Genomic DNA, 15,988 nt, shown 5'->3' with positions numbered 1-15,988 from the left:
TTCTAATCCCTGTTAAATGGTTAATTCTTGCAAAAGATCGTTCATGCTCTGAGATTTTCATTGGTTATTTATACTTGATTTCAATCATTGCTTTCGCTGAGTTTCCTAGTCTTTTAAATCTTGCAGATGCTCGTGATATTTGTTGCTTCTCCTTCGCTGGAATTGTTTTTGCCGCTTAGCTGAGTTCGGCGCCTGGATATCCTCTGGGGGTCACCATTCGTCCATCCTTGCTGTAACTGCTGCTGTTTCCGACCAATACAACTGTGAGCATGTCGATCTGCTCTGGGTTGACCTCGCCAAGAGTGGTAAGTCGAATCTCTTCGTTGTCTCGGCCGAGCTGCCGAGCGATCGCCACAGGGGTTGAACGTTCTCGATGTTCAAGCAAGATCTCCGTTGCCCTTGCGAATTGCCAGTCCCTTCCTTTCGACCTTGGGTTGTAGAGAGCAATGACGAAATCTCCTAGCCCTGCGCCTTGGATCCGTCGTTCAATCACGTCCCATGGCGTGAGTCGATCGCTGAGGCTGATCGTGCAGAAGTCGTGCATTAGTGGCGCGCCGATCTTTGCCGCCGCGAGTTGCAGTGCCGAAATGCCTGGATGCACTTGGAAATGAGGCCTAGCGGCCTCTGGTTTTTGGAGCCAGAGTTCGAGGGCGAGACCTGCCATGCCGTAAATCCCACTGTCTCCTGAGGAGATCAGAGCAACTTTTGCTCCTTGGCTTGCCAGTTCGAGTGCTTGCGAACATCGATCCCACTCCTTGGTGAGTTGCCCATCGAATCGAATTTGATTTGGCCGTCGTAGGGGTTCCAGCAAGTTGAGATACAGCTCGTATCCCACCCAGGCTGTGCAGCGTCTCAATGCGCTGGTGGCATCACCACTCATCAAAGCCGGATCTCCAGGACCACTCCCAATGAGGTGAAGCTCCCCGCGATGCGGGGCCATTGGCACCGCACTCTCCGCGATGGCAATCGTGACGGCTCCTTGCTCCGACTCTTGCGCATGGTGAATGCGTTTGCTCTGATGAAGGGTTCCGCTGTCCCCAGCTGTTAGAAGAGCCGCTGCTTCGGCCACGGATGCTGTGCCCATCTCCCTCTGCACCGCTTCAGACGGAGTTGGAACAGGAATGACTGCTAATTGTTCAGCCTTGTAAGTGCGTAATGGCCAGTCGTAGTCATGGCAAAGATCGAGTAGTGCTGGCTCATCTGCCTTGCGATCCGCAGTTGCTAATCCGGCAATCGCTTCGATTGCGAATCCCGCGTCATTGAGGGATTGGCCGATCGCTCGATGGATGAGGCTTTTGCTCGTGTTGCGTTCGCAGCCCACGCCAATCCAAAGGGTCGGCGGATGCCACGAGCAACTGCTGTGTTGTTGGGGGCCGATGGAAAGGTCGCAATGACCTGTTTCAACGAGATCGACCCTGGATCGCACAGAAGTTTTCAGCCAATGTTGTGGACCGCTGGTTTGTCTGACCTGTAAGACCTTTTTGTTGGCTTGATCTTTCATCAATTGCCGCCAAGCTTCCACCGTTCCGCTGCGGCGCCAACCCCAGCCTTCTCCAAAACAGTCGATTGGAATGCGTTGCTCGTGGGAGCAAGCGCCTGTGATCACAGCCGTTCCTCCTATTTTCGCGGCTATTTCCAGCGCGCGTTGATCGGTCCCACTGCTATGGCTACCAAGCAGTGGGATCACGTAGTCCCCTTTGGGATCAAGCACCAACACCGCAGGGTCGATGCTCTTTCCTCGTATCAGGGGGGCAATTAACCGCGTTACGGCTCCGATCGCTCCCACCACAAGCACTCCTTGGCCTGGTTGCCATTGATGGGCAAGTTCAGACTTCAGATCGGCATCATGCGAAATGACGCGTTGGACGAGGCCTTGATCAGCGAGTCGTTGTAAGAGAGCGTCGCTGCTGGAGGACAGGCCAAAACCCGCGAAGTTGAAATCTGAGGAGGTAGTCAGGGCTTCAGGATTTGTTCAGGGCTTGCGCAAGCTGCCGTCGTCATTCAGCAACTCCCGTGCTGATCCTCCCAGGCGACTGGTTGGTATGACGCGCTCTTCCGATGCTGAAGGAACAGGCATGGATGGTTTTTCGCTCTTCGGGAGTGGACCTTGGTCGTCCAAGGCGATTGGCTCGGCTGGGGGTGCGAGGTCGTCACTGTTGTCCTTGCTGACATCGTCAGCTGCTTCTTCGAAGGTGGAGTCGTCCGAGTCGTCTGTGCTGTCTTGTTCATCGCCCAACGCATCAGCATTCAGTTTCGGTTCGGGCTCAGATCCCATGAGATCACTGACTCCCTTGTCTGAATCTTCCACTTGTGCGGCCTCCGGCGATGCCTCGGGCTTGGGCGAAGCTGTGACCTCACCTTCATCGGGTGATTCAGTCAGGTTCTCTGCCGTGACAACTGGCTGGGCTTTTGGTTTTGTTTCTCTCTCCTCTATTGGTTCTGGTTTTGCCTTTGCCTCTGGCACCAGGTCTGCGGAGGGAATGCGTGGCGCTCCGCTGAGCCGTGTGAGTTCCTCCTGCGTGAGTTGAGCTTTCATCCACGGTGGGGTTCCCGTTCTTCGGCCTGATTGATGGATGAGCTGATTGTTGAATTCAGGCGTGATCGGCTCTCCGACTCCATTGAGCAGCTCCATCTGCACCAAATTCCCACGGCTGGAGGAACTCCCCTTCAGCCAAAGCGCTTCTTGGTGATCCACTAAAAAACTGTCCCCATCCACGCTGATCCGCAATCGCCACCGACCGTCCCCATCACGCAGGTTTTGGAGGGGAGCATTCCAAATGATCCAGTCCAAGAGCAATGGTTGTAGGGCTGGACTGGCCGAACTTGTCACGGGAACAATCCATGGCGCGTCGTCTTTTGGCTGGGTCCCTTCGATGCGTTGCCAGAGATGGAATCGTCCTTGAAGGTTGGCGCCAGGCGTTTTTACTGCTTCTCCCCAGGGATATGCCGTCCAAGCGCTGAACCGATGGCTGCCTGGGGAGAGGTCGTCCAGTTGCACATGCACACGATTGCCATCGAGTTCGTCCAGTTGACGTGGCGGTTGATTGTCAATTTGCACGACGACATGGGGGCCAAGACCGAGTTCTAGATCTCGGCTCACAGGCCAGTCCTTCACTTCCAGGACGAGATCGATGCTGTCGGCGTTGATCTCGCTGTCGTCAGTTGGGCTAATGAGACGCAGATTCGGTTGATAACGCTGCAGGTTTTCGCGCAGTTGTTGCACCGCTCCAGGGGGGGCAACTTCTTGCAATCGTCCCGATGGAACCTGGCTTGCCAGGGGCGTTTCCTGACGACTGTCCTTTCCAAGCATCCAAGTGGGCAGGGCTAAACCTGCGACTGGCATGCCTGTGATGAGCAGCATCGCCATCAGCAACCCCATAAATGGCATTAGGCCCGGGCGTGACATGGCGTGTCAGTGCAATGAGTTCATTTTGACGGGTGGGACGCCATTGAAAAGAGTTGTTGTTAAACAGGCCGATTAATTGGTCTGAATTGTGTAAAACAATCCCTTCTTTTTTTCGATTTTGCTTGGTTGTTGGGGTTCTGCAGAGTCCTGTTGCTGACTGCTTAACAGCAGGATTGAACCTTTGTAACTCATGTGGCGGAATGGTCATCGTCCGCCCCTATGCTTTTTTCAGCGGTCCCCTCTTTTGGGGCCCTAGCTTCAGTGCAGTAAAGGGGTTTCGGCTTCCTTTAAAGCATTGACGCCCGGCCATGGCTCCCTTGCGGAGCTGTGTTCGGGGCCCCGACGAGCTTCGGTTCGTCGGAGGGGTGGCCCACCACCTCGATCCCGTCCCTCGAGGAACGACTCGATGACCATCAGCCCACCTGAACGTGGGAGTGACGCGAAGAGCCAGGTCGAAAAGGTTGACAATCCTGCAACCTTTGAATTGTTCGGCAAGCCCGGACATTTCGACCGAGCCCTCGCAAAGGGTCCCAAAACCACAACCTGGGTTTGGAACCTTCACGCCAACGCTCACGATTTCGACGCTCATACGAGTGACCTTCAAGAGGTCTCTCGGCGAATCTTCTCAGCTCATTTCGGCCATTTGGCCGTCATTTTCATCTGGCTGAGCGGCGCCTTCTTCCACGGCGCTCGCTTCTCCAACTATTCCGGTTGGCTAGCTGATCCCACCCACGTGAAGCCAAGTGCTCAGGTGGTGTGGCCGATCTTTGGCCAGGAAATCCTGAACGGTGACATGGGTGCCGGATTTAACGGCATTCAGATCACCTCAGGTCTCTTCCACGTTTGGCGTGGATGGGGCATCACCAGCGAAACCCAGCTCATGGCTTTGGCCATCGGTGCGTTGGTGATGGCCGGACTCATGCTCAACGCTGGAGTTTTCCATTACCACAAGTCAGCTCCAAAGCTGGAGTGGTTCCAGAACGTTGAGTCCATGCTCAACCACCACCTGGCAGGTTTGCTGGGTCTTGGCTCTCTGTCATGGGCTGGACACTTGATTCATGTGTCCCTCCCCGTCACCAAGTTGATGGATGCCATTGATGCCGGCGAACCGCTGGTTTTAAACGGCACCACCATCGCTTCGGCGGCAGACATCCCTCTTCCCCATGAGTTCTTTAATCAGGACTTATTGGCACAGCTTTATCCAGGCATTGGGTCTGGTATTTCCGCTTTCTTCTCAGGTAACTGGGCGGCTTACGGGGACTTCCTCACCTTTAAAGGTGGTTTGAACCCTGTGACCGGAAGCCTTTGGATGACCGACATCGCTCACCACCACGTGGCGATCGCTGTCTTGTTCATTGTTGCCGGTCATATGTACCGGACCAACTGGGGCATTGGTCACTCCATCAAGGAGATCCACGAAGGTCAGAAGGGCGATCCCCTCCTGTTCCCCGCACCCAATGGTCACGATGGGCTCTATGAGTTCATGACCACTTCCTGGCATGCCCAATTGGCCGTGAACCTGGCAATGCTGGGTTCGTTGAGCATCATCGTTGCTCAGCACATGTACGCGATGCCTCCTTACGCGTATATGGCGGTTGATTACCCAACTCAAATCGGTTTGTTCACCCATCACATCTGGATTGGTGGCTTCTTGATTGTTGGTGGCGCGGCTCACGCCGCTATCGCCATGGTTCGTGATTACGACCCTGCGAAACACATCGACAACGTGCTCGATCGTGTTCTCAAGGCTCGCGATGCGATCATCAGCCACCTCAACTGGGTGTGCATCTGGCTCGGAGCCCACAGCTTCGGCCTCTATATCCACAACGACACCATGCGTGCCCTGGGGCGTCCCCAGGACATGTTCAGCGATCAGGCGATTTCAATTCAGCCGATCTTTGCTCAGTGGATTCAAAACGCACACGCGGCCGCGGCGGGTAGCACTGCTCCCAACGCTTTGGCTGGCGTGAGTGAAGTGTTCAACGGTTCTGTTGTCGCTGTCGGCGGAAAAGTCGCGGCTGCTCCAATGCCATTGGGCACCGCTGATTTCATGGTGCACCACATCCATGCCTTCACGATTCACGTGACGGTGTTGATCCTGCTGAAGGGTGTTCTGTATGCCCGTAGTTCCCGTCTGATTCCAGATAAGGCGAACCTCGGCTTCCGCTTCTCCTGCGACGGCCCTGGCCGTGGCGGTACATGTCAGGTGTCGGCTTGGGACCACGTGTTCCTTGGCCTGTTCTGGATGTACAACTCCCTGTCGATTGTTATTTTCCACTTCTCATGGAAGATGCAAAGCGATATTTGGGGGACGGTGAATGCGGATGGTTCTGTTGCGCACATCACCAACGGAAACTTTGCGCAGAGCGCCATCACCATTAATGGTTGGCTGCGTGATTACCTCTGGGCTCAGGCCGTGCAGGTGATCAACAGCTATGGATCCTCCACCAGTGCCTACGGAATCATGTTCCTAGGTGCTCACTTCATCTGGGCGTTCAGCCTGATGTTCCTGTTCAGTGGCCGCGGCTATTGGCAGGAGTTGATTGAGTCCATTGTTTGGGCCCACAACAAGTTGAAGGTGGCTCCTGCCATCCAGCCCCGTGCGCTTTCAATCATCCAAGGCCGTGCAGTGGGTGTTGCCCACTACCTCTTGGGTGGTATTGCGACCACTTGGGCTTTCTTCCACGCCCACATTCTTGTGGTCGGCTGACCTCACCTGACCTCCCCCTCTATGGCAACGAAATTTCCTTCGTTCAGCCAGGGTCTGGCCCAGGACCCGACAACCCGCCGTATTTGGTACGGGATCGCCACGGCTCACGACTTCGAGAGCCATGACGGAATGACGGAGGAGCGGCTTTATCAAAAGCTCTTCTCCACACATTTCGGCCATCTCGCGATCATCGGCCTGTGGGTTTCGGGAAACCTGTTCCACATCGCCTGGCAGGGCAACTTCGAGCAGTGGGTCGCCGACCCTCTGCACGTGCGCCCCATCGCTCACGCAATTTGGGATCCCCACTTTGGTCAAGGCGCCATTGACGCCTTTACCCAAGCTGGTGCTTCCTCCCCAGTGAACATTGCCTACTCAGGCCTTTATCACTGGTTTTACACAATCGGCATGACCACGAATGCCGAGCTGTATCAAGGATCCATCTTCATGATGATCCTGTCGGCTTGGGCCCTGTTCGCTGGTTGGTTGCATCTGCAACCCAAGTTCCGTCCTTCTCTTGCTTGGTTCAAAAACGCTGAGTCGCGTTTGAACCATCACCTCGCTGTTCTCTTTGGATTCAGCTCCATCGCTTGGACCGGTCACCTGGTTCACGTGGCGATCCCTGAGTCCCGTGGTCAGCACGTCGGTTGGGACAATTTCCTCAGCGTGATGCCTCATCCCGCAGGACTTGGCCCTTTCTTCACCGGCAACTGGGGCGTGTACGCCCAGAACCCCGATTCCATGAATCAGGTGTTCGGGAGTACAGAAGGATCTGGTACTGCGATTTTGACCTTCTTGGGTGGTTTTCACCCCCAAACAGAGGCTCTTTGGCTCACGGACATTGCCCATCACCATTTGGCGATCGGTTGTTTGTTCGTGATTGCCGGTCACATGTACCGGACCAACTTCGGTATTGGTCACTCCATTAAGGAGATCCTCGAAACCCACAATCCTCCCAAGGGCACTCCTGGGGATTTGGGGGCTGGCCATAAAGGCCTGTACGACACCATCAACAACAGCCTTCACTTCCAGTTGGGCTTGGCCCTCGCCTCACTCGGCGTGGTGACCAGCTTGGTGGCGCAGCACATGTATGCGATGCCGTCGTATGCCTTCATCGCGAAGGACTACACAACCTCGGCAGCGCTTTACACCCACCACCAGTACATCGCCATCGCTTTGATGTGTGGTGCCTTCGCTCACGGTGCGATCTTCTTCATTCGTGATTACGACCCCGAAGCCAATAAGGACAACGTCCTGGCTCGGATGCTCGAGCACAAGGAAGCGATCATTAGTCACTTGAGCTGGGTGTCTCTCTTCCTCGGGTTCCATACCTTGGGCCTCTACGTCCATAACGACGTTGTTGTTGCCTTCGGTACGCCTGAGAAGCAGATCCTGGTGGAGCCTGTGTTTGCTCAGTTTGTTCAAGCTGCCTCGGGTAAAGCGATCTATGGCTTTGATGTGCTGCTCTCCAATGCTGGAGGCGCGGCTGCCAATGCCAATGCCGCTTACATGGACGGTTGGATGGGCGCAATCAACGGCAACACCGATGTGTTCCTGCCGATTGGTCCTGGTGACTTCCTTGTGCACCACGCCATCGCTCTTGGACTCCACACCACAACCCTCATCCTTGTGAAGGGTGCGTTGGATGCCCGTGGTTCCAAGCTGATGCCCGACAAGAAGGATTTCGGCTATTCCTTCCCTTGTGATGGCCCTGGCCGTGGCGGTACCTGCGACATCTCAGCTTGGGATGCGTTCTACCTCGCGGTGTTCTGGGCTTTGAACACGGTGGGTTGGCTCACCTTCTACTGGCATTGGAAGCACCTTGCGATTTGGTCTGGCAACGTTGCCCAGTTCAACGAATCCAGCACCTATCTCATGGGTTGGTTCCGCGACTACCTGTGGCTGAATTCCTCCCAGTTGATCAACGGGTATAACCCGTTTGGCAGCAACAACCTGGCCGTTTGGTCTTGGATGTTCCTGTTCGGTCACCTGGTATGGGCGACAGGTTTCATGTTCCTGATTTCCTGGAGAGGTTATTGGCAGGAACTGATTGAGACCATCGTTTGGGCTCATCAGCGCAGCCCTATCGCCAACATGATGGGTTGGCGTGATAAGCCTGTGGCTCTCTCGATTGTCCAGGCAAGGGTTGTGGGTCTTGCTCACTTCTCGGTTGGTTACGTACTCACCTACGCGGCCTTCCTCATAGCCTCGACCTCAGGCAAGTTCGGTTGATTTATATCAGTTCAACGGTCTGATTCACGAGTCGTTCCTCGATTACTGCCCCGTCCGATTTATCGGACGGGGCTTTTTGTTTGCATCGCCATAGTGATGAGCTGATTTCTCAGATGTGCCTGGTCATTATTGAAACCATGCTCGCCTGATTGAGTCTTGATGCGGACGCCTCGCACCCTTGTTTATGCATCAAATTAACGAATCTCTGCACTTTTGCATTCTATTGGCCGCTGAGGTGATTATTTTTTGAGGTTGAATATTATTGTTCTCCTAAAGTCTCCAGTGATGGTGGAGCTGATTTTTAATACCTGAGTAGATTAGTTGCCGCTTTTCCTGCAAGGTCAATGATCAGGAGTGTCTCGCCGAGGCCATTGTGTTGATCGTTGGTAGGTCAGTCTTGAGGAGATGAAGATGGCGTTCCAGTTCTTTTTTTTAGATGCAGATATAGCGCGGGTATCGCAAAAAGAGATAGAAGGGTCGATGTAAGTAAACCGCTAAAAACCACTGTTCCAATGCTGATTCTGCTTGCTGAGCCCGTGCCACTGGCAAATAATAGTGGTAAGAATCCAGCAAGTGATGTAACGGCTGTCAGTACAATTGGGCGCATTCTATTGACCGCTGCACTCAGGATTGCGTCGCCTAATTTGAGCCCCTGCGAAAGTCTTTGATTGGCAAATTCGACGATCAAAATACCATTTTTTGCAGCCAAGCTAATCAGAACCAAGAAGCCCATTTGCCCGTAGACATCAAGTGGCAACCCCCTGAGCTTTAATCCAATCAGTGCCCCCATGAGTGCTATCGGTACTGTGAGCAAAATTATGAATGGATCAATGAAGCTCTCGTAAAGTCCTGCCAGTAGTAGATACACAACCAACACTCCTAAACTGAATAGCAGCCAGGTGACACTTCGTGCTTTCTGTTCCTCTTTTGCCAAGCCAGTAAACGCCAGGCCAATATTGTTTCCTCCGATCTGATCGCCCGTGCGTTCCAGCATTTGAATGGCTTGGCCACTGCTGATTGTTCGTTTCGGTACAGCAGTAATTCGAATGGCACGATTCAGGCCGTAATGGCTAATGCTGTTGGCACCTTCCTCACGGATTAATTGAGCAATGGATGCAACCGAAATCATCTCTCCTTGGCGATTCCGCACCATCAAGTTTGTGAGATCTGCTGGGCTATTGCGTTCGTCCCCTTCTAATTGAACGTAAATACTTCGAACACGCCCTCCTTCATAGGTGTCGTTCACGTAGCGGCCCCCGATGGCGGTGCCGATTTCGCGCAATGTGGCCCCATAGTCCAGATCAAGGGCTGCGGTTTGGTCGCGGTCAAGTTCAAGTCGCCAGCGTGGCGATGACGCATCAAATCGCGTGCCAATCCTTTCAAATTGACCACCGGCTTGCGCTGTCGCGATGAATCGTTGAGCGACCGCTTCAAATTCCGGAAGACTGAGTTGTCCACCGCTGCGATCTAACAACTCCACCACCAAGCCCGATTCGCTGTTAAACCCGCGAACGGTGGGAGGGGTGGTCACGATCACACGTGCGGACGGGATTTGGCTTCGGATCGCTCGCGAAAGGCGACGTTGAATCGCTGCACTGCTTTGGTTTGGCTGGTTTCGCTCCTGGATGGGGGCTAAACGCAGATAGAAGGATCCACGGTCTTCGCCGCTTTCTCCAAATGAATTTCCTGCGTAAAAGTTGCCGGTTCTGATGAGGGGATCTTTGGCAACGATGGTTCGGATTTGGTCCATCACCTTCGCCGTGCGTTCCAGGCTCGCTCCCTCGGGAAGCGTGAAGTAGCCACGGAGTTGACCTTGATCTTCATTGGGAATGAACGACGTCGGAATCGTGGCTAAACCTGCAGAGGTGCCGATCAAGCCGATCGTGAGGAGCACAGCGAGAAGTTGGCTGCGCTTCAACCACTGCCTTAAAAGTCGTTCATACAGCGTTTGCAGGCGCGTCATTCCGCGTTGTAAACCCGCGCTAAAGCGTTGAATCGGGTTTGGGAGTCCTCCGCTCCATGTCCCCAGAACTCTGGCTGTTGCCATTGGTGTGAATGACAGTGCGTTGACGGTGGAGAACAAAATGGCCCCGCTAATGGCTAAGGCGATTGGTTGGTACAACCGGCCAACGGATCCTGGAATGAGAAGCACTGGAATAAAAACGGCTGCCAGAACGAGTGACGTTGCGACCACTGCGCCGGCAAGCTCGGCCATGGCATTTTCTGCGGCTTGCTGCGGGGCTTCACCACGTTCGATGCGGCTTGCGATGTCTTCCGTGACGACAATCGCGTCGTCGACCACGATGCCAGTGGCCAGCACGAGGCCGAACAGGATCAAACTATTCAGCTCCGATCCGCTCAGTCGGACAACAATCAGGCTGCCGACCAAAGCAACCGGAACGGCGATCCCTGGAATCATGGCTAACCGCCAACGTCCAAGGAACAACACCAGGACGAGCAACACCAGAATCACGGCGTCGCGCAAGGTGCCGAGCGTGCGGTCGAGGTTGTCTTGAACCGTGTCAGCCACGTCGACGATCAGCGACAGTTCAACGCCCGGTGGAAAGTTCGATTCCAATTGTTGGAGTTGATCCTTGATCGATCGACTCACCTGCAGAGCGTTGGCTCCGTCCCGCTGATAAAGACCGACGGCAACTGAACGTTCCCCCTGGAGGTTCGTGGCGGTGCGGCCATAGCTTTTCTGTCCCAGCACCACCCGGCCGACATCTTTGAGTCGGAGTAGTCCTCCGTTGTCGAATCGACGTAGGACGAGATTCTCAAAGTCGTCTTGGCTGCGAAGACGTCCTTCTGCTTCAACGGGCAGGCTGATGAGTTGTCCAGTTGGTGCGGGTGAGGCACCAATGCTTCCAATCGCTGCGAGGACGTTTTGTTCTGCGAGTGCCTGAGTCACGTCCGTGACGGTGAGCTTCGCTTGCTCCAATCGCTGGGGGTCTAACCAAATCCGAAAGGACAGCTCACTCCCACCAAACACAACGACATCCCCTACCCCTGGCGTGGTGAGGAGAGATTCTCTCAGCGATTGATCAAGCCATCCCGTGAGGAATGTTGGTACGTATTGATCAGTCGGATGACTAAATCCGAGGATCATCAGTAGGTCGTTCGATGAGCGTCGAACCTGTAGGCCTTGCCGACCAACCGCTGTTGGTAAGCGGCGTGTCGCCAGGTTTACTTCGTTTTGAACCTTGATCGCATTGAGTTCGGGATCCCCCGCGCTGAACCGCAGGCTGATACTTGCTCCGCCTTGACGGCTGGTGGAGCTGATGCTTTCAACCCCTTCAAGACCGTTGAGCTGCTGCTCCAAGACAGCCGTAACGCTTTGCTCAACGACGTCTGGGGAGGCCGCTGGGAAGCTTGCACTCACGCTCACCCTTGTCGGCGCAAGTTGAGGAAGATCCTCGAGTCCAAGTCCCACCATGGAGGTCAGCCCAGCCAAAAGAATGAGCAGGCTGCACACCACCGTGAAAACGGGGCGCCGAAGGAAGGGCTGAGAGATCGACCGCATCCGGGACGATTCAGAAATGGAGAGGACCTTGCAATGAAAACCCCCCGAAAAGCATCAGGTGCATTTCAGGGGGGTGAATCGATGAATCGTTTTAGAGACGTGTGGGTTTAGCCAACACTCCAAACGCCAGCAGCGATGTTGAACAAGTCTTGAACATGAACCGTGCTGCACAGGAACCATGCAAAGACAGCTCCACCGCATCCGCCTAGCCAAAAACCGCTGGTGAAGTCTGCCCAACCCGTACGGGTGAACAGATCAGACGGGGGATTGTTGACTGTGACGTCGGAGGGTGGAATGTGGGGCTGTTTCCCGGGCTGGTTGTAGAGCAGGAACAGCAGGGTGAGGATATGAACGGCTCCAATGGCCGCCAAGACACCGGCGGTGTCTTGGAACTCCGTAGCCCGCAGCGGGCCACAGATTGTGAAGGGGCCGTAGAGCAAATAACCAAAAGCAGCACCTGTTTCGAGGCCGCGGAAATTTGGTGAAATTCCTTCGCGGTACAAGGGCAGGTTGTTGATCAGGCCTTTGATGAAATAGCCGCTATTAACCGGTGTGGCGAGGTTGCCAACACAGGGATCAGAAGCAGGAGTCACAGTCATTGAAAACGAATGCTGAGGGTTTGGGGCGATCCGCAGCCTGCGGTCACTCGGCAGCGGTGATCACGCGACCAACGAGGACGATGAACACTGCGGGAAAAACGATTCCGGTCATGGGCACGAAAATCGCAGGCAGCCAGGCAGCAGCGAATTCTCCAGTCATGTCGAGGCCAAAAGCTTCGCGTTTACTGTATAGATCACCGATCTAACGGCCTCTCTTTAGCCGTTACGGCGACATAAAAGTCAATCCAAATGCAGAACGTTCTCCTCCCTGGTGCTGTTGGTTTGCTCGCGGTTTTTCTTTGGCTGCAACGGAAGCCAGTCAAGCCAATGCTGTCCAGCACTGACGCCAGCGCCATTGCTCAGCTCAATCGCACGCAACTTGAATTGGTCATCGAAGCCGAGCAGCGCTCAAAAACGAAAGACGATGATTTGTCCAATTGGACGCCTCCAGTCACCGTTCAAGAGACGATCAGCCTTCAACAAGCCTTGCGTTTTGGCATGAATGCAGGCCCAGAGGAACGGCTTTTGGCCGTGCGTCAGGCCGCATGTTGGGGGCATCGATCTGTCCTTCCGTTGTTGCGTCGTGCCTTGCATGACTCTGACCCGCGGGTGGTGGAAGCAGCGGCTCTGGCGATCGAACCGTTCCGCTCTTCACCACATCGCAAGGTTGTTCAGGCATCTCGTCCGCCTCGCAACGTTTCACGGATGCGATAGATCGGTCGATCCTGACTTTCGTGATACGTCCTGATTTGTAGTTCGCCAAGGAGCCCAAAGCAGAACAGTTGGATCCCCGCCAGCCCAAGAACCACAGCAAGAGTGAGTAAAGGCCGGTTCGCGATATCACCCCCCATGAGTTTCACCGCCAGGAGGTAGCTGCTGGCCACGAGGCTCAAAAGGATGGCAATGAGCCCACCGAAACCAAAGACGTACATCGGTCGGGTTAGGAAACGCTTCATGAACCACACCGTGAGCAGGTCCATCAGCACGCGGAAGGTGCGGTCGATGCCGTACTTGCTGCTGCCGAACTGACGGGCCCGGTGGTTCACCTTCACTTCCGTGATGCGAGCACCCTCGATGAAGGCCAGGGCTGGCAAAAATCTGTGCAGTTCTCCGTAGAGACGCATGTCGGAGAGCACGTCACGTTTGTAGGCCTTGAGTGAACAGCCGTAGTCGTGAAGGCGGACCCCCGTCACACGACCGATCAGACGGTTGGCGATCTTGGAGGGAAGCTTGCGTTGCAGTGCAGCATCCTGGCGTTGGTGCCTCCAACCGCTGACGAGGTCGTATCCCTCACGCAGTTTGGCCAGCAGCATCGGGATGTCGGCTGGATCGTTCTGAAGGTCGCCGTCCAGGCTCACGATCACTTCGCCCTGAGCCACATCAAAGCCAGCGGCCATGGCAGCGGTTTGTCCGTAGTTTTTACGAAGCAGCACCCCGACGAGCTCAGGGATGTCTCGGCTTAAGCGCTCGAGCACCTCGGCAGTTCGGTCACTGGAGCCGTCATTCACCAGGACAAGTTCGAAGCGTTCGCCGCTTGGACGGAGCGCCGCCAGCAGTTGCTCTACGAGGTGAGGCAGGCTTTCCTCTTCGTTGTAGAGGGGCACCACCACCGATAGGTCTAGGGGTGCACTCATGCCGGTTTCCTTGCTGGAGATTTCAACTTAATCGGCGACTTCCTTGGATTTTGTGGGGATCCGTGGTGGTTTTAAGCCAAAGCTTGGCCGTCATGGCAGCGCACAACCCGTCCAGCACCCCGAAGTTCGGCTCTGTAGTGGCATGCCACTGGGTGGTTGTCCTGGGGTTGAAGGCTGTCGATACCTATGCCATTGCGGCCATGCTCTTCCCCAGAGCTATGGCGGTAGCGGCCATTGCCGAGATGGAGCCCCACATGGGTGCATCGCTGACGGCTACCGAAAAAAATGAGATCTCCCGGTCGAAGCAAGTGGCATGCTCCAGGCGTCACGGCAATGGGCTGGCAGAACTGCTCTTGTTGATAGGCGTCGCGTGGAATCCAGATGTTTTGGCTCGCAAAAGCCATTTGCATCAGTCCTGAACAGTCCATGTCTGGCTCTGTTGTGCCACCCCATAGATAGGAATTGGGCTGTTGTTCGACGCGCTCGCTCCAGGCCAAGACGTTTGGAATGCGTCGTTCAATCTCGGCTGCTGTCAGCAGCCTCGGTTTCCACGCTCCTCGCAGCTCTGCCTTGCCGATGACGGCATCCTGATCAATCCAGCACTGGTATCCATCGTCGAGAAGCATCACCTGAAGCCGTGAACCCACAACCTTGAGGATGCGAAAGCTCCTGCCTTGATTGGCCTGGGTTGTTAATCCATGGCCGGTGGCACGGGAATAACCATTCACGTTTGATCGCAGGCGCCAACAGCTCTGTGTCGCCAGCAAGTCCGGAGCCAAAAGAGTGCCTAACGTCGCCATGGCCAGTTGCTCTTGCTATGGCGTTCTACCGTTTCGATCCCGCCATGGCTTTATGCCTGGAATCCGTGCTGGATGAACTGGACGCGGAAGGTCGCCCAGGACTCCGCAACAGCTTGGGTTTGACCTGGATTCGTTACTCGGATGCGAATCCAGAGGCCGGTGATGGAATGGGTGTGTCTTGGAATCATCAGAAGCCCATCTATCCCGCCAGCGTGGTGAAGTTGTTTTACGCCGTCGCGGCGGAGCAATGGTTGCAGCGCGATCTCATCCCCGATAGCGATGAATTGGAACGGGCCCTGCGGGAAATGATCGCTGATTCCAGTAACGATGCCACTGGCTTGGTCTTGGATTTACTTACTGGCACCACCAGTGGGCCAATGCTCCATGGGGAGCATTGGCTGATGTGGCAGAGACAGCGGCATTTGGTGAATGAATGGCTAGACACTCTCGTGTGGCCTGAGCTGGAACTGGTGAACTGTTGCCAGAAAACCTGGGGCGATGGGCCCTTTGGACGCGAAAAAGCGTTCTATGGAAACGACAACGCCAATCGCAATGCCCTGACGACTGCGGGAACTGCTCGCATGCTGGAGGCGGTCATGACAGGAGCAGTGGTGTCTCCCCCTGCGTGCCGTCGCCTGCGTGCTTTGTTGCAGCGCTCCCTCGATCCGGATCAGCGTCGTGCTGATCCGGAGAATCAGGTGGATGGATTTTTGGGTGAAGGCCTTCCTGAGGGAGTGACGCTCTGGAGTAAGGCGGGTTGGATGAGTCAAGCTCGCCACGATGCGGCCTGGTGGCAGCTGCCGGATCAACCACCGATGTTGCTTGTGGCGTTCAGTTCAGGGCCAGACCATGCCAAAGACGAGCAGCTACTCCCAGCACTGGCGAGGGCCTTGTCTGCTTTTGCGGGCTGAAGGACTGGCGTGAGGACTTGGGAGGTCCTTAGACCTCTTGAATCACTCTTGGAACGGAGAGGGAGGGATTCGAACCCTCGACAAGCGTTGCCGCCTGTAACTCCTTAGCAGGGAGCCGCTTTCAACCACTCAGCCACCTCTCCAGGGGGCAGGTTGATCCTATCAAGTGCTGGGCA

The 15,988-nt window shown here is 55.2% G+C and carries 12 protein-coding genes and 1 tRNA gene; 4 read left to right on the top strand and 9 right to left on the bottom strand.

Annotated elements, in window-relative coordinates; translation table 11 throughout:
• Positions 1-175 precede the first annotated feature (175 nt).
• The 3 genes from cobJ to SYNCC9902_RS12590 all read right to left on the bottom strand — a co-directional run bounded on the left by cobJ (position 176) and on the right by SYNCC9902_RS12590 (position 3,820).
• The gene (gene cobJ, locus SYNCC9902_RS10100) at positions 176-1,795 is read right to left on the bottom strand and encodes a precorrin-3B C(17)-methyltransferase (RefSeq protein ID WP_232179218.1); all 1,620 of its coding nucleotides are present in this window, start codon (positions 1,793-1,795) and stop codon (positions 176-178) included.
• 177 nt (positions 1,796-1,972) lie between these two features.
• Positions 1,973-3,406, bottom strand: a complete 1,434-nt coding sequence (locus SYNCC9902_RS10095) for a hypothetical protein (RefSeq protein ID WP_041425188.1) — start codon at positions 3,404-3,406, stop codon at positions 1,973-1,975.
• Positions 3,407-3,664: 258 nt separating this feature from the next.
• On the bottom strand, positions 3,665-3,820 hold the full coding sequence (locus tag SYNCC9902_RS12590) for a hypothetical protein (protein ID WP_156771122.1): 156 nt from the start codon (positions 3,818-3,820) through the stop codon (positions 3,665-3,667).
• Between SYNCC9902_RS12590 and psaA the strand changes: the two genes are divergently transcribed.
• Both psaA and psaB read left to right on the top strand, forming a co-directional pair.
• Entirely contained in the window at positions 3,813-6,116 is a 2,304-nt protein-coding gene (gene psaA, locus SYNCC9902_RS10090; protein WP_011360744.1) for a photosystem I core protein PsaA, read from the top strand. The two genes, SYNCC9902_RS12590 and psaA, sit on opposite strands and share 8 nt — an antisense overlap.
• 21 nt (positions 6,117-6,137) lie before the next feature.
• A complete protein-coding gene (gene psaB / locus SYNCC9902_RS10085) occupies positions 6,138-8,345 on the top strand; it encodes a photosystem I core protein PsaB (protein WP_011360743.1) in 2,208 nt (735 codons plus the stop codon).
• 391 nt (positions 8,346-8,736) lie between these two features.
• Here the strand turns inward: psaB and SYNCC9902_RS10080 are convergent, their stop codons facing one another.
• The 3 genes from SYNCC9902_RS10080 to SYNCC9902_RS10070 all read right to left on the bottom strand — a co-directional run bounded on the left by SYNCC9902_RS10080 (position 8,737) and on the right by SYNCC9902_RS10070 (position 12,627).
• Positions 8,737-11,868, bottom strand: coding sequence for an efflux RND transporter permease subunit (locus tag SYNCC9902_RS10080; RefSeq protein WP_011360742.1), 3,132 nt, complete (start codon positions 11,866-11,868; stop codon positions 8,737-8,739).
• A gap of 107 nt (positions 11,869-11,975) precedes the next feature.
• Positions 11,976-12,467: a photosystem I reaction center protein subunit XI gene (locus SYNCC9902_RS10075; protein WP_009788900.1), complete on the bottom strand. Its 492-nt coding sequence runs from the start codon at positions 12,465-12,467 to the stop codon at positions 11,976-11,978.
• Positions 12,468-12,510: 43 nt separating this feature from the next.
• The gene (locus SYNCC9902_RS10070) at positions 12,511-12,627 is read right to left on the bottom strand and encodes a photosystem I reaction center subunit VIII (RefSeq protein WP_009788901.1); all 117 of its coding nucleotides are present in this window, start codon (positions 12,625-12,627) and stop codon (positions 12,511-12,513) included.
• Positions 12,628-12,716: 89 nt separating this feature from the next.
• Here SYNCC9902_RS10070 and SYNCC9902_RS10065 point away from each other — a divergent pair, with 89 nt between their 5' ends.
• Positions 12,717-13,181: a HEAT repeat domain-containing protein gene (locus SYNCC9902_RS10065; RefSeq protein ID WP_011360741.1), complete on the top strand. Its 465-nt coding sequence runs from the start codon at positions 12,717-12,719 to the stop codon at positions 13,179-13,181.
• On the opposite strand, the gene SYNCC9902_RS10060 is transcribed toward SYNCC9902_RS10065, so the two are convergent.
• Together SYNCC9902_RS10060 and SYNCC9902_RS10055 are read right to left on the bottom strand one after the other, a co-directional pair.
• Positions 13,139-14,101: a glycosyltransferase family 2 protein gene (locus SYNCC9902_RS10060; protein WP_011360740.1), complete on the bottom strand. Its 963-nt coding sequence runs from the start codon at positions 14,099-14,101 to the stop codon at positions 13,139-13,141. The genes SYNCC9902_RS10065 and SYNCC9902_RS10060 overlap by 43 nt on opposite strands.
• A 71-nt stretch (positions 14,102-14,172) precedes the next feature.
• A complete protein-coding gene (locus tag SYNCC9902_RS10055) occupies positions 14,173-14,901 on the bottom strand; it encodes a C40 family peptidase (protein WP_011360739.1) in 729 nt (242 codons plus the stop codon).
• A gap of 17 nt (positions 14,902-14,918) precedes the next feature.
• On the opposite strand from SYNCC9902_RS10055, the gene SYNCC9902_RS10050 reads away from it, so the two are divergent.
• Positions 14,919-15,812, top strand: a complete 894-nt coding sequence (locus SYNCC9902_RS10050; protein WP_011360738.1) for a serine hydrolase — start codon at positions 14,919-14,921, stop codon at positions 15,810-15,812.
• A 54-nt stretch (positions 15,813-15,866) separates the two neighbouring features.
• On the opposite strand, the gene SYNCC9902_RS10045 is transcribed toward SYNCC9902_RS10050, so the two are convergent.
• Positions 15,867-15,955, bottom strand: a tRNA-Ser gene (locus SYNCC9902_RS10045).
• Positions 15,956-15,988: the final 33 nt, after the last annotated feature.

It is taken from the genome of Synechococcus sp. CC9902 (genome assembly GCF_000012505.1).
GTDB lineage: Bacteria > Cyanobacteriota > Cyanobacteriia > PCC-6307 > Cyanobiaceae > Parasynechococcus.
This window is presented reverse-complemented; position numbering and strand designations above follow the sequence as displayed.

Excerpts from the sequence above, each read along its gene's own strand:
- SYNCC9902_RS10095 (WP_041425188.1), bottom strand. The coding sequence starts at position 3,406 with ATGTCACGCCCGGGCCTAATGCCATTTATGGGGTTGCTGATGGCGATG.
- psaA (WP_011360744.1), top strand. The coding sequence starts at position 3,813 with ATGACCATCAGCCCACCTGAACGTGGGAGTGACGCGAAGAGCCAGGTC.
- SYNCC9902_RS12590 (WP_156771122.1), bottom strand. The coding sequence starts at position 3,820 with ATGGTCATCGAGTCGTTCCTCGAGGGACGGGATCGAGGTGGTGGGCCA.
- psaB (WP_011360743.1), top strand. The coding sequence starts at position 6,138 with ATGGCAACGAAATTTCCTTCGTTCAGCCAGGGTCTGGCCCAGGACCCG.
- SYNCC9902_RS10080 (WP_011360742.1), bottom strand. The coding sequence starts at position 11,868 with ATGCGGTCGATCTCTCAGCCCTTCCTTCGGCGCCCCGTTTTCACGGTG.
- SYNCC9902_RS10075 (WP_009788900.1), bottom strand. The coding sequence starts at position 12,467 with ATGACTGTGACTCCTGCTTCTGATCCCTGTGTTGGCAACCTCGCCACA.
- SYNCC9902_RS10070 (WP_009788901.1), bottom strand. The coding sequence starts at position 12,627 with ATGACTGGAGAATTCGCTGCTGCCTGGCTGCCTGCGATTTTCGTGCCC.
- SYNCC9902_RS10065 (WP_011360741.1), top strand. The coding sequence starts at position 12,717 with ATGCAGAACGTTCTCCTCCCTGGTGCTGTTGGTTTGCTCGCGGTTTTT.
- SYNCC9902_RS10060 (WP_011360740.1), bottom strand. The coding sequence starts at position 14,101 with ATGAGTGCACCCCTAGACCTATCGGTGGTGGTGCCCCTCTACAACGAA.
- SYNCC9902_RS10055 (WP_011360739.1), bottom strand. The coding sequence starts at position 14,901 with ATGGCGACGTTAGGCACTCTTTTGGCTCCGGACTTGCTGGCGACACAG.
- SYNCC9902_RS10050 (WP_011360738.1), top strand. The coding sequence starts at position 14,919 with ATGGCGTTCTACCGTTTCGATCCCGCCATGGCTTTATGCCTGGAATCC.